Origin of the sequence: Burkholderia sp. 9779_493 (assembly GCF_015712215.1) — a bacterium.
Taxonomy (GTDB): domain Bacteria; phylum Pseudomonadota; class Gammaproteobacteria; order Burkholderiales; family Burkholderiaceae; genus Burkholderia; species Burkholderia cenocepacia.
On sequence record NZ_JACCQA010000010.1, the window covers coordinates 153530 to 171662 of the forward strand.

Genomic DNA, 18133 nt, shown 5'->3' on the forward strand with positions numbered 1-18133 from the left:
CGGCGCCCCTGGTGCGTTCGGTTCACATTCAGTTAGTTCAACCCGGCGCGCTCACCGACCCATCGGCCGAAATCGCCGGCCATCTCCGCGGTCAGCTCGTGGCCGGCCGCATACAGCCGCGTGTCGTGCGCGACGCCGAGCGCCGTCAGCTTCGTGTCGGCCTTGTCCGCCCACGAGACGGGCAGCTTGTCGTCGAAGCGGCCGTGCATCACCAGCGCGTGCAGCGTGCTCAATGCATCGCGCGGCGCGATCAGCGGATCGATTTCCGGCAGGATGCGCCCGCACAGCACGGCGAACGCACTCACATCGCCCGGCGACGTGAGGCCGACGCTCGCGCTCATGATGCCGCCCTGGCTGAAGCCGGCGATCACGGTCGGCAAAGCCGGTGCCGCGCCATCCTGCTTGCGCAATGCATGCAGCAGCGTGATCAGTTGCACGCGGCTCTCGTCCGCGCGCGCCGCATCGATTTCAGGGCCGTTCGGGCCGAAACGCACCGGAAACCACGCATGCTGACTGGGCCCGAACGTGAGCGGGCCGCGCAGGAACGCGATTTCGATGCGCGAATCGATCACGTCGGCCACGTTCAGCAGGTTGGTTTCGTTGCCGCCGACGCCGTGCAGCAGCAACAGGCGCGCGGCGGGGCGGCCAGCGGCCGGGCGCAGCCGGTACTGCAGGCCGGAATCGGGATCGGTGGTCAGCGGCAGGGCGTCGGTCATCGCGTGGGTCCGGAAAGAGGTCGATGCGACAGTCTAGAGCGGGCGGATCGGCAGGGGAATCGCCGGGGCGGGATTGATTGTTTCCTGGGCGGAATGAATCGGGGCACCGTTCGTTGCGGGAACGGATCGCGATGTCACGCGGCCAGGCATGGCCGGACGGCCCGGATATACGCCGACGACAGGCCAAGTGGACGACTCGTCATTCTCACGTACAGTTGATAAAATAGATACATTCTGTAGATACGTGAGGATGGGGCGATGGATACTGCAAAGCTCTTCAAGCATGGCGGCTCGCAGGCTGTCCGGCTACCGAAGGATTTCCGCTTCGATACGGCCGAGGTTCGCATCCGCCGCCACGGGGCGGCCGTCATTCTCGAGCCGATGCCGCAAGACTGGGCTTGGCTGGCACCGCTGATCGGTCCGGTGGACGCCGATTTCGAGGCTGCAGCGACCACACAGCCGTCCGCTCAGGAGCGCTCGGGCCTGGACGTGTTCGAATGAAGTTCCTGCTGGATACCAACGCGGTGATCGCCATTCTCAAAGGCGAGCCGGCGATACTGGCCCGTTTGCATGCCTGGCACCCGGCCGATTTCGGGATTCCCGCGATCGTCGCGCACGAGCTTTACTACGGCGCGTACAAGAGCCAGCGAGCGGCTGCGAACGTCGCGCGTGTCGACGCGCTGCAGTTCGAGGTCGTATCGTTCGACACCGAGGATGCACAGCATGCGGGTGAAATTCGTGCGCACCTGATCGCGGCCGGCACGCCGATCGGTCCATACGACGCCTTGATCGCAGGGCAGGCGCGTGCGCGGCATCTGGTGCTGGTCACGCACAACGTCCGCAAATTCGAGCGCGTTCCGCGGCTGCAATTCGAAGACTGGCTCGCCGAACCGAGCGCAGACTGAACGGCAGGTCATGCAAGGTCGACATTAACGAACCTGCCCGACAAACCCCGCGTAGAGCATAAAAAGATGCCAGGAAAAACGACTCGCCGATAATACGCAAACGTTTTGCCGGCATTCAATAGAACGGAGTTTGCGGAGCATGAATAAAACAATGAATATCCGCTATTCGTGCGATTCGTCGAACGCCGCATCCATACGGGGTATGGCGGCGGAAAGTTAACGGCAAGCCGACCAAAAACTTTAGGATTTTCCCCGCACAATTATTCATTTCATTTTTCTCAATGACCGATTGATTTTCGGTCATCGGACAGTCATACACCATCCCCGATAATTCGGCGCTCATATTCTTTCAATAGACCAGAGGGCGATCGAACCCGGATCGCTGCGGGGAGCTGTACTCATGACCATCCGTCATCGCATTACGCTGCTAGTCGTCCTGACGTTCTTCGCGCTGTCCGCGATCGGCGCTTATGCCGTGTACCAGACGCGCAAGAGCGCATCCGAGGTGCGTCAGGTCACCCAGGGAATCGTGCCGAGCGCGCTCGCGTCGGCGGATCTCGTCGCCGATGTGAAGAACATCCAGATCGCGACGATGACGCTCGTCTACGCGCCCGACGCGAACACCGCCGCCCAGGCGCGCGACGAGCTGAAGGCGAAGCAGGCGGCGCTGCGCGCCGCACTCGACGCGCAGGCGAAATCGGCGGTCGGCCGCGCGCAGGAAGGGCTCGTCACGCAGGCGAAGGACAGCGCGGTGAACTACTTCGCGGCGATCGACGACACCGTGAAGATGAAGACGGACGGCAAGGCCGAGATGGCGCAGGCCTACCTGTTCGCGAACGTCGCGCAGTATCGCGATGAGCTCGAAAGCATCGTCGACACGCTGCGCGTCGAGAAGAACCGCCAGAAGGACGACGCGATCGGCGCGCTGAACGGGATGCTCGCGACCACGGCGACCGCGATCGCGGGCGTCGCCGGCACGGTGATCGTGCTGCTGACCGCGCTCGGCTTCGTGCTGTATCGCCAGATCACGCGCCCGTTGATCGGGATGCAGACGGCGATGAGCGAGATCGCGACGAGCCAGGATTTCACGCGCCGCGTGCCGGTGGGCCGGATGGACGAAATCGGCCACTCGATCGTCGCGTTCAACGGGATGATCGAGAAGATCCAGGAGAACGCCGCGCAACTGAAGCAGAAGACGGCCGACATCCAGGCGATGCTGCAGAACATGCAGCAGGGCATCCTGACCGTCGTCGAAGGCGGCGTCGTGCATGCGGAGTATTCGGCGTACCTCGAAACCATCTTCGAGACGAACGACATTGCCGGCCGCGACCTGATGGCGCTCGTGTTCGACGATTCGGCGATCGGCGCCGACGCGCGCTCGCAGGTCGACGCGGCCGTGCACGCATGCCTCGGTGAAGACAGCATGAACTTCGCGTTCAACGAGCACCTGCTCGTCAACGAGGTCGCGAAGCGGATGCCGGACGGCCGCGAGAAGTGGCTCGACCTGAGCTGGTCGGCGATCACCGATGAGACCGACACGGTCGTGCGCCTGATGCTGTGCGTGCGCGACGTGACCGAGATCCGCGAGCTGACCGCGCAGGCCGGCGAGCAGCAGCGCCGCCTGGAGATGATCGGCGAGATCCTGTCGATCAGCCAGGACAAGTTCCACGACTTCGTGCACAGCGCGAAGGGCTTCCTCAGCGAGAACGAGCGGATGATCCGCCAGCACGAGCGCGCCGATCACTCGATCGTCGCCGCGCTGTTCCGCAACATGCACACGATCAAGGGCAATGCGCGCACGTACAGCCTGCAGCATCTGACGAACATCGTCCACGAAGCGGAGCAGGCGTACGAATCGCTGCGCCGCGCGGACAGCGGCCCCGAGTGGAACCGCGACGCGCTGATGGAGGATCTGGCGCGCGTACGTGAAGCCGTCGACCACTACGCGACGATCAACGCGGTCACGCTCGGCCGCAGCGGCGAGCCGGCGCAGCATGGCGCCGACTACCTGATGGTCGAGCGCGCGCACATCAGCGAGAGCCTGCGCGTGCTCGACGGCGCCGATCCGGCGAACGCGTCCGACTGGCACGCGGCGCGCGATGCGGTGCGGCGCATGCTGAGCCAGCTCGGCACGCAAGGGATCGGCGACGCGCTCGGCGGCGTGATCGAGTCGCTGCCGTCGCTCGCGGCCGAGCTCGGCAAGCCGGCGCCCGTCGTGCATATCGACAGTCACGGCCAGCGCGTGCGCAGCGAGATCGTTGCGACGCTGAAGAACGTGTTCATGCACCTGCTGCGCAATGCGATCGACCACGGGATCGAATCGTCCGACGAGCGGCGCGCGGCCGGCAAGGCGGCGTCCGGCACGATCGACATCGCGGTCGGCGTGGGCGGCGGCGAGCTGTGGTTCGTGCTCGGCGACGACGGCCGCGGCCTCGCGCTCGACCGGATTCGCGGCATCGCGCGCGAGCGCGGCTGGATCGATGCCGACAGCGAAGCGGCGCTGTCCGACGAGGAGGTCGCCGAGCTGATCTTCCGGCCGGGCTTCTCGACCGCGCGGACGGTGACCGAAGTATCGGGGCGCGGCGTCGGCATGGAGGCGGTGCGCAATTTCCTGAAGCGCGACGGCGGCGATATCGCGCTGCGCTTCACCGACGATCGCGTCGGGGCGCCGTATCGCGCGTTCGAGACGATCGTGTCGCTGCCGGCGCGCTTCGCGGCGGACGGTGCCGCGCACGCGCAGCGGGCGCGCATCGCGGATATCGGCGCAGCGGAGTGATGGCGTGATCGAGCAGGCGTGGATGATTCAGGTGGCCGCCGCGCTGGCGGGCGGCGTGGTCGTCGCGGTGGCGGCGGCGGTCGTGTTGCGCGTGACGCGCAGGCGGCTCGTCGCAGCGCTCACGCGCGAGGCCGATGCGTTGCGCGACGCGCTCGATGCAGCCGGCGCACGCGCCGATGAAGCGGCGTCGGTGCATGCGGAAGCGGCCGACGCATGGGCGCAACGCGAGGCGCAACTGGCGGAGGCGCTGACGCGCGAGACCGCCGCGCACGGCGCGCAGCGCGACGCGTTGCAGGCGCTGTCGGCCGACCGCGCGGCGCTCGCGCAGCACGCGCTGAAGATCGCCGACGAAGCCGCGCGCCTGCGCGGGCTCGCCGGCACGTTCGAGCGCTGGCACGAGCAGATGATCTCGCTGACCACGCAGAACCAGGACATGCGCACGAAGAATCAGGAACTGTCCGCGATCGTCGCGCACGTATCGATCGTGTCGCTGAACGCGTCGATCGAGGCCGCGCGCGCGGGCACGGCCGGGCGCGGCTTCTCGATCGTCGCGAGCGAGGTGCGCGGGCTGGCCGCGCGCTCGCAGCAACTGTCGAACAGCTATCGCGACAGCCTGAACCGCAACGATCTCGTGACGGCCGCGACGTTCCAGGACATCCAGGCCGGCGGCAAGATGATCACGGCCGCGCTCGCGACCGTCGAGACGCTGGCCGGGCAACTGCACGCGCGAATCGAAGGGGAAGCCGCGTGATCAGTGCGCAGGCGAGGGCCGGTTTCGAACGGATCTTTTTCGATGCCGCGCGCACGCGGCTCGCGGCCGGCGGCGCGTGCGAGATCCGGCCGGCCGCCGGTCACGATCCCGACGCGCCCGATCGCGTGCTCGCGAAATCGCGATCGAAGCCGAAGGTGCCCGAACACGTGGCCGTGCTGACGATCTCGGCGCTGCATTTTCGCCTGCTGCTCGCGCTGCGCTTCAGCGACGACGACGCGACGCGCCGCCATTTCGCCGGCACGACGGCGGGCACGAGCAGCCAGCGGCCGTTGACCGAAGCGTTCATGGAGATCGCGAACCTGTGTTGCGGCGCGATCAACCAGGCGCTGACCGCGCCGTTTCCCGATCTCGGGATGTCGACGCCTTACATGCTGAGCGGCGCGAGCATCGACTACCTGCACGCGCTGGCACCCGATTACGTGGCCGCGTACGACGTGACGCTCGACGGCGATGTGCGGGTCGGCGCGACGCTGTGCATATGCGCGAACGCGCCGGTCGATTTCCACGTGCCGGAAACGGCCGCGGTGGACACCGGCGGCGAGCTCGAACTGTTCTGACCGACCATCAGGAATCGATGAGATGACCGAAGACCAACCCGTCAGCAAGGTGCTCGTGCTTGATGACAGCCGCGTGCACGCCGATGCGATCAAGCGTTTCTGCGACGCGCACAACCTGGTCGGCCTGACCGTGCGGCGCAGCCGGCTGCTGAAGGTGCTGCGCTCGAACATCGATCTCGGCGCGATCCTGCTGGCCGAGGATTACGGCGGCTCGCCGGCCGAGAGCGCGATCATCGCGACGCAGATCGACGCGCTGCGCCCGGAGCTGCCGATCATCCTGCGCCGCGAATCGCTGGCGTCGCGCGACGGGCTGCCCGATGCGCTCGCGCGGGTCGCGTGCGCGGCCTACGTCGCCGACGACATGACGCCGCTCGAGCGCGCGATCGACGAATACCTGTTCGGCCGCGACTACCCGAACGCGCTGGTGCGCGGCATCTCGGAGATCACCGAGGCGCGCATCGACAGCCTGTTCCCGGGCATGACGATCGAGCACGACACGCCGTGCATCGTGCGCGACCAGATCATCTTCGGCGAGGTGTTCAGCCTGATCGCGCTCGAAAGCGCATGGTGCCGCGGCTACATGCTGCTGCAGACGAGCGAGCAGCCGCTGCTCGACATGCTCGGCGGCACGCGCGACGGCGGCCGCGCGCCGGATTTCCGCGACGTGAACAGCGTGCTCGGCGAGCTGACCAACCTCGTGTGGGGCGCGTTCAAGAACCGCTATCTCGGCGACGCCGAGGCGCTGGCGCGCCATCCGGTGCAGGTGCCGCTCGTCGTCAATCACAAGCAGAAGTTCATCTCGTTCGGCGGCGACTGTCCGCAGCTCTGTTTCAAGTACCGGATGACCGATCCGGCATCGGGGCGTTCGGTCCGTCTCGACCAGCGTTTCGTGTTCAGCCTGAGCTGGTCGCCGGAGGATTTCCGCGAATCGGTGCAGGACGTCGGGCCGATGGTCGAGGCGGGCGAACTCGAACTGTTTTGAATGTTGAAGTCAGCAACGACGAAAGGGGAATACGACATGGCAAAGATTCTGGTGGTCGACGATTCGGGCACGGTGCGCGACGAAGTGGCAGGCTTCCTGCGCAATCACGGGCTCGACGTCGCGACGGCCGTCGACGGCAAGGACGGGCTTGCGAAGCTCAAGGCGACGCCCGGCGTGCGTCTCGTGATCAGCGACGTGAACATGCCGAACATGGACGGCCTGACGATGGTCGAGAAGATTCGCGGCGAACTGGCGAACACGGCGGTCAACGTCGTGATGCTGACGACCGAAAGCAGCCCGGCGATGAAGGAGCGCGGCAAGGCCGCCGGCGTGAAGGGCTGGATCGTGAAGCCGTTCAAGGGCGATGCGGTGCTCGACGCGCTGAAGAAGCTCGCGGGCTGACGCGCGCGGCCGGCGAGCCGCTTGCGTACGCAATTTACAGCGTGCCGGGATGTCCGTATCCTGCCGGATGCCGAAGGCGGCGTGGCGGCGCATCGTGTGCCGCACGCCCGGCATTGACGAACATCAGGAGCGGAACGAAGCAGATGGCATCCGAAATCGGGCGACCCGCTGCGCAGCACATCGAGTGGCGGATCGCGAAGGGCATCGTTTTTACCATCGTGGGCACGTGCATGCTGATCGGCACTGCGTTGTACGCGCAGTCGACACGCGAATTCCTGCGAACCTCGGTCGTCGTACCGGGGCGCGTGGTCAAGCTGAACGCAGGCCCGCATCATCCGGAGATCACGTTCACGACGCTCGCGGGCGAGCAGGTCGACTATGCGCAAGGCGGCGAAGTCAGCGTCGAGGACGGCGCAACGGTCGAAGTGCGCTACGCGCCGGACGCGCCGAGGACGACCGCGCGGATGAACACGTTCGGCGCGATCTGGGGCACCGTGCTGACCATCGGCGCGATGGGTATGGTTTTTTTCGCCGTCGGCGTCGGTCAGGTGTGGTCGGGCGTGCGTGCCTCGCGTAGCCGGAGACACCCCCCGGTGCGCTGACGCAGAAGCCTGAAAAGCCTGAAACCCGCGTTATCGGGCAGCGGTCGTCGCGCTCGCCGCCGTCGCGAATTCGTCGACGACCGCCTCGATCACCGCCTGCACGCGCGCGGTCTTGTAGAGATCGGTGTGGGCGACGAGCCACACGTCGAAATGATTGCATCGCTGCGGCATGAGGCGCACCAGTTCCGGCTCGGTGTCGGCGCGGAAGCACGGCAGCTCCGCGATGCCGAGCCCCGCGAGCGTGGCCTCCACCAGCATCATCGTCGACGACGTCTGGAACATCACGCGGCCGCGCGAAGTCGGTTCGCCGCACAGCGCGTCCCACATCGTCGGCACCACCGGTTGCTGGTACATCACCAGATCGTGCCCGTCGAACGCGCTGCCGGCGACCGGCTCGCCGCGTTCGGCCAGGTAGCGGCGCGATGCGTAGATGCCCGTTTCGAGATGACCGAGCCGCCTGACGATCAGGTCCGGCGATTCCGGCCGCAACGTGCGAATCGCGAGATCCGCCTCGCGGCGCGTGAGGTTGGTGATTTGCGCCGACGTCACGCATACCACGTCGATGCCGGCATGCTTGCGCCGCACGCGGGCGATCGCCGGAACGACGAAGCGCTTGCCGAGCGTGTCGGTCGTGGCGATGCGCACCGACCCGGCCAATTGCTCGTCGAGCCCCATTACCCGGCGCTCGATCGTCAGCGACGCTCGTTCCATCGTTTCGGCCGGTTCGAGCAGTGCTTCGCCCGCGGTCGTCAGCACATAGAGGGTCGGCGTGCGCAGAAACAGCCGGGCCGACAGTTCGTCCTCGAGCGCGGCGATCCGGCGCCCGACCGTCGCCTGGTCGACGTTCAGCTGCGCCGCGGCGCCGCGCAGCGTGCCGGTGCGCGCCAGCGCGAGGAAGAAGCGGGCGTTGTCCCAGTTCATGCGGATCGATTGTGTCATCGGGCTGGTGGCGACGGGCGGGAATCGGTGATGCAGATCTGCATCAGGCAAATGCGAAATTATCACTTTTCCGCATCGCGCGGCCGGTCCTAGACTCCCGGCATCTGCCTGGAGGTGTCATGTCCGACTGCCATTCCGTTTCCGTCCCCGCACCCGTCTCGGTGGCGACACCGAACCACCCGACGGCGCGCGAGCAGCGCCTGACGCTGGCGCTCGTCGCGGTCGGCATGTTCATGGCGGTGCTCGATTCGACGATCGTCAATGTGGCGCTGCCGGCGATGCGCACGAGCCTCGGCGCGACGGTCGCGGAACTCGCGTGGATCGTCGACGCGTACACGCTCAGCTTCGCCGCGCTGATCCTCGCGGGCGGCGCGCTGTCCGACCGGTTCGGCGCGAAGCACGTGTATCTGGCCGGGCTGGCGCTGTTCGTCGCCGCGTCGGCGGCGTGCGGGGGCGCGTCGTCGGTGGCGATCCTCGTGGTCGCGCGTTTCGGGCAGGGCATGGGCGCCGCGCTCTTCCTGCCCGCGTCGCTCGCGATCGTGCGCAGCACCTTCGACGTGCCGGCCGAGCGCGCGCGGGCGATCGCGGTGTGGGCCGGCATCGCGTCGGTCGCGGTCGCCGTGGGGCCGGTACTCGGCGGAATCCTGGTCGACGATTTCGGTTGGCGCAGCGCGTTCCTGATCAACGTGCCCACCGGCGCGGTCGCCTTTGCCGGCGCGGCGGCGCTCGTTCGGGCGTCGGCCGCGCGGGACGTGCGCCCGTTCGACTGGGCCGGCCAGTGCGTCGGCGCGACGGCGCTCGGTGCGCTGTGTTTCGCGGTGATCGAACTGCCGACGCGCGGCGTCGGCGCCACGGAGGTCCGGGGCGCGCTGCTGGTCGCCGCGCTCGCCGCCGCGGTGCTGGTCGTCATCGAGCGGCGTGCCCGCCATCCGATGGTGCCGCTCGCGTGGTTTCGCAATCGCGTCTTCGTCGCGATGAACCTGATGGGCAGCCTCGTCTATGTCGGCTACTTCGGGCTGCTGTTCGTGCTGAGCCTGTACCTGCACGGGCGCTTCGGCATGAGTGCGCGGCAGACGGGGCTGACGCTGTTGCCGTTCGCGCTGAGCCTGTCGCTCGGCAATCTGCTGTCGGGAAAACTGCACGGCCGGGTGCGTCCGGTCAGGCTGATGGCAAACGGCCTCGCGATGGCGGCGCTGGCCGTCCCGGCGATCGCGCTTGCGCTCGCGCTGCGTGCGCCGTGGCCGGTGGTCTGGACGGCCATGGTCGCATTCGGCACCGGAACCGCGCTGTCGGTGGCGCCGATGATCGCGACGGTGCTCGAACAGGTGCCTGCCGACGCGGCGGGCGTGGCATCCGGGTTCCTCAACGCGGCGCGGCAGGCCGGCAGCCTGCTCGGCGTGGCCGTCGCAGGCGCCGCGACGATCCTGTTGCCGGATCCGACCGATGCGCTGTGGGCGGTCGCGGCGCTCGGATGCGTCGCCTATGCGATAGCCGCGCTGGCGGCGAGGACGGCAGGCCGCGTGGAAGCCGCGCAGCCGCAGCCGCGCCGTTGACGCACGAGCGGCAAGGGTGTGGCGTAGTGGCCGGCAGGCCGCCGCGCACGCGCATGCGGCGACGCGGCTGGACGCGGTGCGCAATGTGGAGGACCATTTCCGGGATATGCCGCGAGCGAGCGGGCGCGATGACCACTCGCCCGCCTCGCCGCGCAACCTGTCGACCCTGTCCAGCGGAGCCCCATGGAACCCGATCAACAGACCGCCGAGCCGATCCTGCTGCGCGACGCGCACGACGGCGTCGTCACGCTGCGGCTGAATCGCCCGCAGCAGTTCAACGCGTTGTCCGAAGCGATGCTGTCGGCCCTGCACGATGCGTTCGATACGCTGGCGGCCGATCCGCACGTGCGCTGCGTCGTGCTGGCCGCCGAAGGCAAGGCGTTTTGCGCCGGCCACGACTTGCGGCAGATGCGCGGCAAGCCCGAACTCGACTACTACCGCACGCTGTTCGCGCAGTGCAGCCGCGTGATGCTCGCGATGCGCGCGTTGCCGGTGCCGGTGATCGCACGCGTGCACGGCATCGCGACGGCGGCCGGCTGCCAGCTCGTCGCCGCGTGCGACCTTGCGGTCGCGGCCGATACCGCGCGCTTCGCGGTGTCGGGCATCAACGTCGGGCTGTTCTGCTCGACGCCGGCCGTCGCGCTGAGCCGCAACGTCGCGGCCAAGCGCGCGTTCGACATGCTGATGACCGGGCGCTTCGTCGATGCGGCGACGGCCGCCGCGTGGGGGCTCGTCAACGAAGCCGTGCCCGAGGACGCACTCGATGCAGCCGTCGCGCGCAAGGTCGCGGAGATCGTCGCGAAGAGCCCGGCCGCGGTGCGTTATGGCAAGCAGATGTTCTATCGTCAGCGCGAGTTGCCGCTCGACGAAGCGTATGCGTATGCGGGCGACGTGATGGCGCGCAACATGATGGAAGAGGATGCGGGCGAGGGGATCGACGCGTTCCTCGAGAAGCGGAAGCCGACGTGGCGTTCGTGATGCGTTGACGGAGGCGAATAAGAGAACGCGTCGGCGTCCGTCGTTGTGCAACGCGCAACGGCGGACCGTGTCGTCGTCGGTCTGCGTAAGCGGTTCGCCGCAGAGCTGACGGCCTGCCCGAGGCGGCCCGCCAGCAAGAAGCACGGCATGCGCGGCGACGTGGTCACGTACCGCAGCACCGCAGCACTGTAGTACCGGCGCCGGTCAGCGTCCGTAACTCCCCGTCCGCAGCGGCGCTTGCACGGTCGATGCGCCGGGCGGCACGATCACGACCGGCACGCGGCGCGCGAGCGCGCACATCAGCTCGTAGCCGATCGTGCCGCTGGCTTCCGCGACGTCGTCCACCTTCACCTGGTCGCCCCACAGCTCGACGCTCGAGCCGATGCCCGCGTTCGGGCAAGGCGTCAGGTCGACGGTCAGCATGTCCATCGACACGCGGCCGACGACGCGCGTCATCACGCCGTCCACCGCGATCGGCGTGCCGGTCGGCGCGTGGCGCGGATAGCCGTCCGCGTAGCCGCACGCGACGACGCCGATCCGCATCGGCCGGTCGGCCGTGAAGCGGCGGCCGTAGCCGACGGTCTCTTCCGGCGCGAGCGTCTGCACGCCGATGATCTTGCTGGTCAGCGTCATCGCGGCCACCAGCGGCGTGTCGGCGATATGCCGCGCAGCACCCGTCGGCGACGCGCCGTACAGGATCGTGCCGGGCCGCACCCAGTCGCGATGCGCGCGCGGATGCCACAGCACGGCCGCCGAATTCGACACCGAGCGCTCGCCCGGAATCCCGGCCGTGGTCGCGTCGAACTGCTCCAACTGCCAGTCGACTTCGCCTTCGTCGGCGTTCGCGAAATGCATCATCAACGTGATCTTGCCGATCGACGGGGCATTCGCCGCGCGTTCCCACGCGGCGCGGAACGCGGCCGGCCGATAGCCGAGCCGGTTCATGCCGGAATTCATCTTGAGCTGGATGTCGATCGGCTGCTTCGGCTTCGCGGCGATCAGCAGGTCGAGCTGTTCGTCGCAGTGCACGGCGACCGTCAGCCGGTAGCGATCGGCGAGTTCGACGTCGGCCGGCTCGAAGACGCCTTCGAGCAGCAGCACGGGCTTGTCCCAGCCGAGCTCGCGTACGCGCACGGCTTCGTCGAGATCGAGCAGCGCGATGCCGTCGGCGGCCGCGAGGCCCGGATAGATCCGTTCGATGCCGTGGCCGTACGCATTGGCCTTGATCACGGCCCACACGCGCGATGGTGCGACGGTGCGGCGGATGAAGTCGAGGTTGTGGCGGACGGCGTCGGGGCGGATATGGGCGACGATGGGACGGGGCATGGCAAGGGCTCGGGTCGGATGTCGTTCGGTGCGCGGTTGGCGCGGCGTGAAACGGTGGGCTGGCGCGATCGCGCCAAGCCAGTGTTGAACGCTATCTTATTGGTGTTCGACCAGTTTTAATTAACGTATTTGTCGACGATTTGGTGGAAATTTTGGCGCCGCAGCGGGCCGCACGCCGTCTCCCGCGGCTTGCCCGGCCGAGTCTCCCGTCTAGAAAACCGGTGCGCGAACGGCATGCCGCAATGCTAAGCTCTCGGCGATCTTGTCATTGATCAATGTAACCATAACGGAGGAGACTTTGATGACGACGTCCCAGCTGTGCCTGTTCATCGTGGCGCTGTTGCCGTTCCCGATGACGTTTCTCGCCAAGGCCCGCAAGGGTTACGACAACCGCGCGCCGCGCGAGTACCTGGCGAAGCTCGAAGGCTGGCGTGCCCGCGCCCAGGCCACGCATCAGAATTCGTGGGAAGCGCTCGCGCTGTTCACGGCCGCGCTGGTGGTGGCGTGGCACAACGGCGCGAACGTGCATCGCGTCGACCAGCTCGCGATGGCGTTCGTCGCGATCCGCGTCGTCTATGCGCTGATGTACCTGCTGAACTGGGCGTCGCTGCGCTCGCTCGTGTGGTTCGGCGGGATGGCGTGCGTCGTCGCGCTGTTCTTCGCGACGCCGTAAGCGGTTCGCCGGCAACGCGGGCCGGCTTCGCGAGCCGGCGCGTCAGGCGCCGCCCGCGCCCCGTGCGTGACTGTCGTTGGATGCGGGGGCAACCTTCTTCGAGACGAACGGCGGCGCGTCCGCTTCGTTGCGCAGGAACGCGATCAACGGATCGAGCAGCCGGTGTCGCGTCGACGGATGGCGGCGCAGCACGAAGCGCCACGACGCATCGCGCGAGAGGCTCGGCACCAGCGGCACCAGGCGCCCGCTGCGCAGTTCGGGCTCGATCAGCGGTACGCGCCCGAGCGCGATGCCCGCGCCGCCCACGGCCGCGCCGATCACCTGGCTGAAACTGCTGTAACGGACGATCTTCGTCTCGAAGTCGTCTGGCAAGCCGAAGTGCACCGCCCAGTTGCGCCAGTCGATTTCGGGGCTGTCCTCGTGCATTTCCTGCAGCAGCCGCGAGCGGCACACGTACCCCGAGGCGTACGGAAACAGTTCGGGACTGCAGACCGGAAACACGGTTTCCCGCATCAGCACGTCGTCGTCGGCCCGCAGCCGGTGCGCCGGTACGTGCACGATCGCCAGGTCGACGCCGCTGCGCGCGAAATCCGGCTCGTCGTCGAGCACGACCGCATGCAGCGGGGTGTCGGGATGAAGCGACGAGAATTCCGCGAGACGGCGCGCGAGCCACATCGACGAAAACGGCGCGTTGGCGGACACGGTGAGCCGTTGCGCGGTGCCGCGAATCTCGGCGCATGCGTCGGTCAGACGCGACAGCGCATCGCTGACGGCCGGCAGCAGGCGCGTGCCGGCCGGCGTGAGGCTGATGCCGCCGAGCCCCGTGCTGCGTTCGAGCAGCCTGGCGCCCAGCGATTCCTCGAGCGAACGGATCTGGTGACTGACCGCGCTGGTCGACACGTTCAGCTCGGCCGCCGCGCGCGCGAACCCGCCGAGGCGGACGGCCGCCTCGAAAGCTCGCAGTGCGCTGAGGGGAGGAAGGTGCGACATGCGGGGTATTGTAGTTGACTCAACACCCGTTGAAAAATCATCTTTTGCCGCGCGCGGGCGGCGCGGGTAGCCTCGATCCGGTCAAGAAAAACGCAACGAAACACCGACTGGAGGCTTCATGTATTTCGACCGACGACTATGGGCAATGATGGCGGGATTGCGCTGGCGGGTGGCGGCGGCCGTCGCGCTCGGGCTGCTCGCGATGGGTGTCGGCATCCTCCGTTTCGTCTTCCTCGGCCGCGTGCTGGCGCTGGTTTTTTCCGGCGCGCCGGCGCGCGGCATCGGCGAAGCCGTCGTTGCAACGGCGGCCTGCGTGCTGCTGCGTGCATGGCTCGATCATCGCCGCACGGTGCTTGCGCAGCACACGGCCGGCCGCGTGCAGGCCACGCTGCGCGCGCGGCTGTTCGACCGGATCGCCGCGCTCGGCCCCGCATGGTTCAGCGGCGAACGCACGGGCGGCGTGATGCTGGCCGTCGTCGATGGCGTCGAGCAGTTGCAGACCTTCTTCGGCGTCTACCTGCCGCAACTCGCGATCGCCGCGTGCGCGCCGCTGATGATCTTCGCGGTGCTCGCGTGGTGGGACGTGCCGACGGCCGCGGTCCTGCTGGTCGCGGCGCTCGTCACGCTCGCGCTGCCGCAGCTCGTGCATCGCGCCGACAAGCGCGCGGCGCTCGCCCGTTCGGCCGCGTTCAAGGCGTTCGGCGAGGAGTTTCTCGACGCGGTGCAGGGCCTCCCGACGCTGAAGGCGTTCGGGCAGAGCACCGCGTTCGGCGCGAAGCTGGCCGCGAAGGCGCGCGCGCTGTCGGACAGCACGTTCTGGGTGCTCGCGCTCGGGTTGCTGACGCGGCTCTTCACGGATCTCGGCACCGGCCTCGGCGCGGCCGCGGCGATCGCGGTGGGCGCGTGGCGCGTGCGGCACGGCGACATGAGCCTCGAAGCGCTGCTGATCGTGCTGATGGCCGGCAGCGAGATCTTCCGGCCGCTGCGCGACCTGCGCGCGGTGCTGCATCAGGGGATGATCGGCCAGTCGGCGGCGAATGCGATCCATGCGCTGCTCGACGCGGGCAGCCATGCCCCTTCCGTCGACGCGCCGCGCGTACCCGGCCTGCGGCCGGAGATCGCGTTCGATCGCGTCAGCTTCGCGTACCCGGGGCGCCGCGCGGATGCCCATGCGGCGTTGAGCTTCACCGTGCGCGAGGGTGAGACGGTCGCGATCGTCGGGCCGAGCGGGGCCGGCAAGTCGACCATCGTGCGCCTGCTGCTGCGCCAGCACGACGCGCAGGGCGGCGCGGTCCGGATCGGCGGCCACGACGTGCGCACGCTCGATGCCGACCAGGTGCGCGAGATGATCGCGGTCGTCGCGCAGGATGCGACGCTGTTCGACGGCAGCGTCGCCGACAACCTGCGGCTCGGTCGCCCGGACGCGAGCGACGCGGACATGATCGCCGCCGCGCGCGCGGCCAATGCGCACGACTTCATCTCGGCGCTGCCCGACGGCTACGCGACGCGCATCGGCGAACGCGGGCTCATGCTGTCGGGCGGCCAGCGCCAGCGCATCGCGATCGCCCGCGCGCTGCTGCGCGATGCGCCGATCCTGCTGCTCGACGAGGCGCTGTCGTCGGTCGATGCGGAAAACGAAGCGCTGATCCAGCAGGCGCTCGACCGGCTTACGCGCGGGCGGACGACGCTCGTGCTCGCGCACCGGCTGTCCAGCGTGATCGGCGCCGATCGCATCCTGGTGCTCGACCAGGGGCAGGTGGTCGACGAAGGGACCCATGCGGCGCTGATCGCGCGCGACGGCCCGTATCGCCGGCTGATGGGGCCGCAACTGGAAGCGGTCGCCGAATCCGTCGGCGCGACGGCGGCGGCCGGCGCGACCGCGCGCGCGTCGTCGGGCCCGCAGGTGCGGCCGCTGAACGACGACGCGGCGACGATCGGCTGGCCGGAAACGTTGCAGACCCTGCTGCGCTTCGTGCGTCCGTGGAAGGGCAAGGTGGTGCTGACCGTACTGTTCGGGATCGGCCGCGTGCTCGCGTTCATCGGCGTCGGCGTGCTCGGCGCGCGGGTGGTCGGCGCGGTGCCGAGCGGTCACGTCGGCACGGGGCTGGTGACCGCGCTGCTCGTGATCGCGCCGGTCGCGGCCGTGCTGCACTGGCTCGAATCGTGGCTCGCGCACGACATGGCGTACCGGCTGCTCGCGGAAATGCGCATCGCGCTGTTCGCGACGCTCGAACGGCTCGCGCCGGCCGGGCTGCTGCGCCGCCGTTCCGGCGATCTCGTGTCGCTCGCGACGCAGGACGTCGAGACCGTCGAATACTTTTACGCACACACGCTGGCGCCGGCATTCGTCGCGGTGCTCGTGCCGGCCGGCGTGCTGGTGTTGCTCGCGTCGGTCGCGTGGCCGCTCGCGATCGTGCTGCTGCCGTTCCTGCTGTGGGCCGGGCTCGCGCCCGTGCTGGCCCGGCGCGACGTCGACCGGCTCGGCACCGGCGCGCGCGAAGCGCTCGGCCAGCTTGGCGCGCACCTGACCGAAACGATCCAGGGGCTCGCGGAACTGACCGCGTTCCAGGCGATCGGGCGCCGGCGCGCGGCGTTCGTGGCCGAGGTCGATGCGTACCGCCGGCAGCGCGCGAAGCTGCTCGACGATCTGTCGACGCAAAGCGCCGCGCTGGAAGTCGCGAGCGGGCTCGGCGGGCTGGCGGTCGCGGCGCTCGGCGCATGGTTGTGCGCCCGCGGCGGGTTCCCGCGCGAGTCGTTGCCGCTGCTGGTGCTGGTCGCGGTGGCCGCGTTCATGCCGGTCGCCGAAATCGGCCAGGTCGCGCGCCAGCTGGCCGACACGATCGCGTCGACGCGCCGCTTGCGCGCGCTGGAGAAGGAGCCCGTGACGGTGACCGACGGCGCGCACGCGATGCCAGGCGATCCGGCGGTGCGGTTCGAGGCCGTGTCGTTCACGTATCCGGGGCGCGGCGTGCCCGCGATCGACCGCGTGAGCTTCGAGGTGCCGCCCGGCAGCACGGTCGCGCTGGTCGGCGCGTCGGGCGCCGGCAAGTCGACGGTCGCCAGCCTGCTGCTGCGTTTCTGGGACCCGCAGCAGGGCCGCGTGACGCTCGGCGGCGTCGACCTGCGCGACCTGCGGCTCGACGACCTGCGGCAGCACATCGCGCTCGTCGCGCAGGATACCTATCTGTTCAACGACACGCTCGAAGCGAACATCCGGCTCGCCGCGAACGATGCGTCCGACGCGGACGTGCGGCGCGCGATCGACCACGCGGCGCTCGGCGACTTCGTCGCGCGGCTGCCGGACGGGCTCGCGACGCGCGTCGGCGAGCGCGGCGTGCAATTGTCGGGCGGCCAGCGCCAGCGTGTGGCGATCGCGCGCGCGTTCCTGAAGGATGCGCCGGTGCTGATCCTCGACGAGGCGACGTCGCACCTGGACACGATCAGCGAGCAGCAGATCCGCGCGGCGCTGGAGGACCTGATGACGCAGCGCACGTCGATCATCATCGCGCACCGCCTGTCGACCGTGCGCAATGCCGACCTGATCCTCGTGATGGAGCAGGGCGCCGTGATCGAGGCCGGGCGCCACGCGGAACTGATCGCGCGGCAGGGCGCGTATGCGCGGCTCGTGTCGCATCAGGCGAGCGGGGTCGCGGCGTGAGCGGCGCGGCGTCGGCGCGTTGCCCGTTGGCCATTGCCCGGGCGTTTCGCCACCAGCATTGAGCCGAGCCGGCGGTTGCCGGCTCGGCGCGCACGGCCATCGCGGCACGGCGCACCCATCTTCTCTCCCCGTGCCGCCGCCCCTCGGCGCGGCGCGATCCGGCGGAGCGTTCTGCACCGCCGTCCCCCCGTTTTCTTCCGATCTATCCGCGCCGCGCGGCCCGGGTTTGTCTCGATGCATTTACCTGTTGCGGACTTTTTTGTTGTCGTAGTATCGCCATTGACAACACTTGTTGCACTAAGGT

Annotated in this window: 17 protein-coding genes; 12 read left to right on the forward strand and 5 right to left on the reverse strand. The window is 68.7% G+C overall.

Features of this window, described 5'->3' with window-relative positions:
• Nucleotides 1–32 precede the first annotated feature (32 nt).
• Nucleotides 33–716 (reverse strand): alpha/beta hydrolase, encoded by a 684-nt coding sequence (locus H0X95_RS12865; protein WP_059723132.1) that lies wholly within the window; start codon nt 714–716, stop codon nt 33–35.
• A gap of 258 nt (nt 717–974) precedes the next feature.
• Between H0X95_RS12865 and H0X95_RS12870 the strand changes: the two genes are divergently transcribed.
• Both H0X95_RS12870 and H0X95_RS12875 read left to right on the forward strand, forming a co-directional pair.
• Nucleotides 975–1217 carry an antitoxin gene (locus H0X95_RS12870; protein WP_006491146.1) on the forward strand — a complete coding sequence of 81 codons (243 nt, stop codon included), beginning with the start codon at nt 975–977 and terminating at the stop codon, nt 1215–1217.
• Nucleotides 1214–1621 (forward strand): type II toxin-antitoxin system VapC family toxin, encoded by a 408-nt coding sequence (locus H0X95_RS12875; RefSeq protein ID WP_059723134.1) that lies wholly within the window; start codon nt 1214–1216, stop codon nt 1619–1621. The genes H0X95_RS12870 and H0X95_RS12875 overlap by 4 nt, the downstream gene beginning before the upstream one ends.
• 115 nt (nt 1622–1736) lie before the next feature.
• On the opposite strand, the gene H0X95_RS12880 is transcribed toward H0X95_RS12875, so the two are convergent.
• Nucleotides 1737–1964, reverse strand: a complete 228-nt coding sequence (locus H0X95_RS12880) for a hypothetical protein (protein WP_080403584.1) — start codon at nt 1962–1964, stop codon at nt 1737–1739.
• A 57-nt stretch (nt 1965–2021) separates the two neighbouring features.
• On the opposite strand from H0X95_RS12880, the gene H0X95_RS12885 reads away from it, so the two are divergent.
• From H0X95_RS12885 to H0X95_RS12910, 6 genes are all read left to right on the forward strand, one after another.
• Entirely contained in the window at nt 2022–4397 is a 2376-nt protein-coding gene (locus tag H0X95_RS12885; protein ID WP_059723136.1) for an MCP four helix bundle domain-containing protein, read from the forward strand.
• A gap of 22 nt (nt 4398–4419) precedes the next feature.
• Entirely contained in the window at nt 4420–5148 is a 729-nt protein-coding gene (locus H0X95_RS36170; RefSeq protein WP_059723489.1) for a methyl-accepting chemotaxis protein, read from the forward strand.
• A complete protein-coding gene (locus H0X95_RS12895; protein WP_059723139.1) occupies nt 5145–5726 on the forward strand; it encodes a hypothetical protein in 582 nt (193 codons plus the stop codon). The genes H0X95_RS36170 and H0X95_RS12895 overlap by 4 nt, the downstream gene beginning before the upstream one ends.
• Nucleotides 5727–5748: 22 nt before the next feature.
• Nucleotides 5749–6708, forward strand: a complete 960-nt coding sequence (locus H0X95_RS12900) for a chemotaxis protein CheX (RefSeq protein WP_059723142.1) — start codon at nt 5749–5751, stop codon at nt 6706–6708.
• A 36-nt stretch (nt 6709–6744) separates the two neighbouring features.
• Nucleotides 6745–7110: a response regulator gene (locus tag H0X95_RS12905; protein WP_006486240.1), complete on the forward strand. Its 366-nt coding sequence runs from the start codon at nt 6745–6747 to the stop codon at nt 7108–7110.
• 143 nt (nt 7111–7253) lie between these two features.
• Nucleotides 7254–7712 (forward strand): DUF3592 domain-containing protein, encoded by a 459-nt coding sequence (locus tag H0X95_RS12910; protein ID WP_059723144.1) that lies wholly within the window; start codon nt 7254–7256, stop codon nt 7710–7712.
• A gap of 30 nt (nt 7713–7742) precedes the next feature.
• On the opposite strand, the gene H0X95_RS12915 is transcribed toward H0X95_RS12910, so the two are convergent.
• Entirely contained in the window at nt 7743–8633 is an 891-nt protein-coding gene (locus H0X95_RS12915; protein WP_006491368.1) for a LysR family transcriptional regulator, read from the reverse strand.
• Between the two features lie 137 nt (nt 8634–8770).
• Here H0X95_RS12915 and H0X95_RS12920 point away from each other — a divergent pair, with 137 nt between their 5' ends.
• Nucleotides 8771–10204: an MFS transporter gene (locus tag H0X95_RS12920; RefSeq protein ID WP_059723147.1), complete on the forward strand. Its 1434-nt coding sequence runs from the start codon at nt 8771–8773 to the stop codon at nt 10202–10204.
• Nucleotides 10205–10387: 183 nt separating this feature from the next.
• Nucleotides 10388–11182: an enoyl-CoA hydratase gene (locus tag H0X95_RS12925; protein ID WP_059723151.1), complete on the forward strand. Its 795-nt coding sequence runs from the start codon at nt 10388–10390 to the stop codon at nt 11180–11182.
• A 204-nt stretch (nt 11183–11386) separates the two neighbouring features.
• On the opposite strand, the gene alr is transcribed toward H0X95_RS12925, so the two are convergent.
• Complete coding sequence (gene alr, locus H0X95_RS12930) at nt 11387–12508, reverse strand: alanine racemase (RefSeq protein ID WP_059723153.1); 1122 nt, start codon at nt 12506–12508, stop codon at nt 11387–11389.
• Between the two features lie 301 nt (nt 12509–12809).
• On the opposite strand from alr, the gene H0X95_RS12935 reads away from it, so the two are divergent.
• A complete protein-coding gene (locus tag H0X95_RS12935; RefSeq protein ID WP_006495095.1) occupies nt 12810–13181 on the forward strand; it encodes an MAPEG family protein in 372 nt (123 codons plus the stop codon).
• Between the two features lie 42 nt (nt 13182–13223).
• Here H0X95_RS12935 and H0X95_RS12940 read toward each other — a convergent pair whose 3' ends face one another.
• Nucleotides 13224–14171 carry a LysR family transcriptional regulator gene (locus H0X95_RS12940; protein ID WP_059723155.1) on the reverse strand — a complete coding sequence of 316 codons (948 nt, stop codon included), beginning with the start codon at nt 14169–14171 and terminating at the stop codon, nt 13224–13226.
• A 118-nt stretch (nt 14172–14289) separates the two neighbouring features.
• Between H0X95_RS12940 and H0X95_RS12945 the strand changes: the two genes are divergently transcribed.
• A complete protein-coding gene (locus H0X95_RS12945; protein ID WP_196446073.1) occupies nt 14290–17829 on the forward strand; it encodes an ABC transporter ATP-binding protein/permease in 3540 nt (1179 codons plus the stop codon).
• Nucleotides 17830–18133 lie beyond the last annotated feature (304 nt).

Excerpts from the sequence above, each read along its gene's own strand:
- H0X95_RS12865 (WP_059723132.1), bottom strand. The coding sequence starts at position 716 with ATGACCGACGCCCTGCCGCTGACCACCGATCCCGATTCCGGCCTGCAG.
- H0X95_RS12870 (WP_006491146.1), top strand. The coding sequence starts at position 975 with ATGGATACTGCAAAGCTCTTCAAGCATGGCGGCTCGCAGGCTGTCCGG.
- H0X95_RS12875 (WP_059723134.1), top strand. The coding sequence starts at position 1,214 with ATGAAGTTCCTGCTGGATACCAACGCGGTGATCGCCATTCTCAAAGGC.
- H0X95_RS12880 (WP_080403584.1), bottom strand. The coding sequence starts at position 1,964 with ATGAGCGCCGAATTATCGGGGATGGTGTATGACTGTCCGATGACCGAA.
- H0X95_RS12885 (WP_059723136.1), top strand. The coding sequence starts at position 2,022 with ATGACCATCCGTCATCGCATTACGCTGCTAGTCGTCCTGACGTTCTTC.
- H0X95_RS36170 (WP_059723489.1), top strand. The coding sequence starts at position 4,420 with ATGATTCAGGTGGCCGCCGCGCTGGCGGGCGGCGTGGTCGTCGCGGTG.
- H0X95_RS12900 (WP_059723142.1), top strand. The coding sequence starts at position 5,749 with ATGACCGAAGACCAACCCGTCAGCAAGGTGCTCGTGCTTGATGACAGC.
- H0X95_RS12905 (WP_006486240.1), top strand. The coding sequence starts at position 6,745 with ATGGCAAAGATTCTGGTGGTCGACGATTCGGGCACGGTGCGCGACGAA.
- H0X95_RS12910 (WP_059723144.1), top strand. The coding sequence starts at position 7,254 with ATGGCATCCGAAATCGGGCGACCCGCTGCGCAGCACATCGAGTGGCGG.
- H0X95_RS12915 (WP_006491368.1), bottom strand. The coding sequence starts at position 8,633 with ATGAACTGGGACAACGCCCGCTTCTTCCTCGCGCTGGCGCGCACCGGC.
- H0X95_RS12920 (WP_059723147.1), top strand. The coding sequence starts at position 8,771 with ATGTCCGACTGCCATTCCGTTTCCGTCCCCGCACCCGTCTCGGTGGCG.
- H0X95_RS12925 (WP_059723151.1), top strand. The coding sequence starts at position 10,388 with ATGGAACCCGATCAACAGACCGCCGAGCCGATCCTGCTGCGCGACGCG.
- alr (WP_059723153.1), bottom strand. The coding sequence starts at position 12,508 with ATGCCCCGTCCCATCGTCGCCCATATCCGCCCCGACGCCGTCCGCCAC.
- H0X95_RS12935 (WP_006495095.1), top strand. The coding sequence starts at position 12,810 with ATGACGACGTCCCAGCTGTGCCTGTTCATCGTGGCGCTGTTGCCGTTC.
- H0X95_RS12940 (WP_059723155.1), bottom strand. The coding sequence starts at position 14,171 with ATGTCGCACCTTCCTCCCCTCAGCGCACTGCGAGCTTTCGAGGCGGCC.
- H0X95_RS12945 (WP_196446073.1), top strand. The coding sequence starts at position 14,290 with ATGTATTTCGACCGACGACTATGGGCAATGATGGCGGGATTGCGCTGG.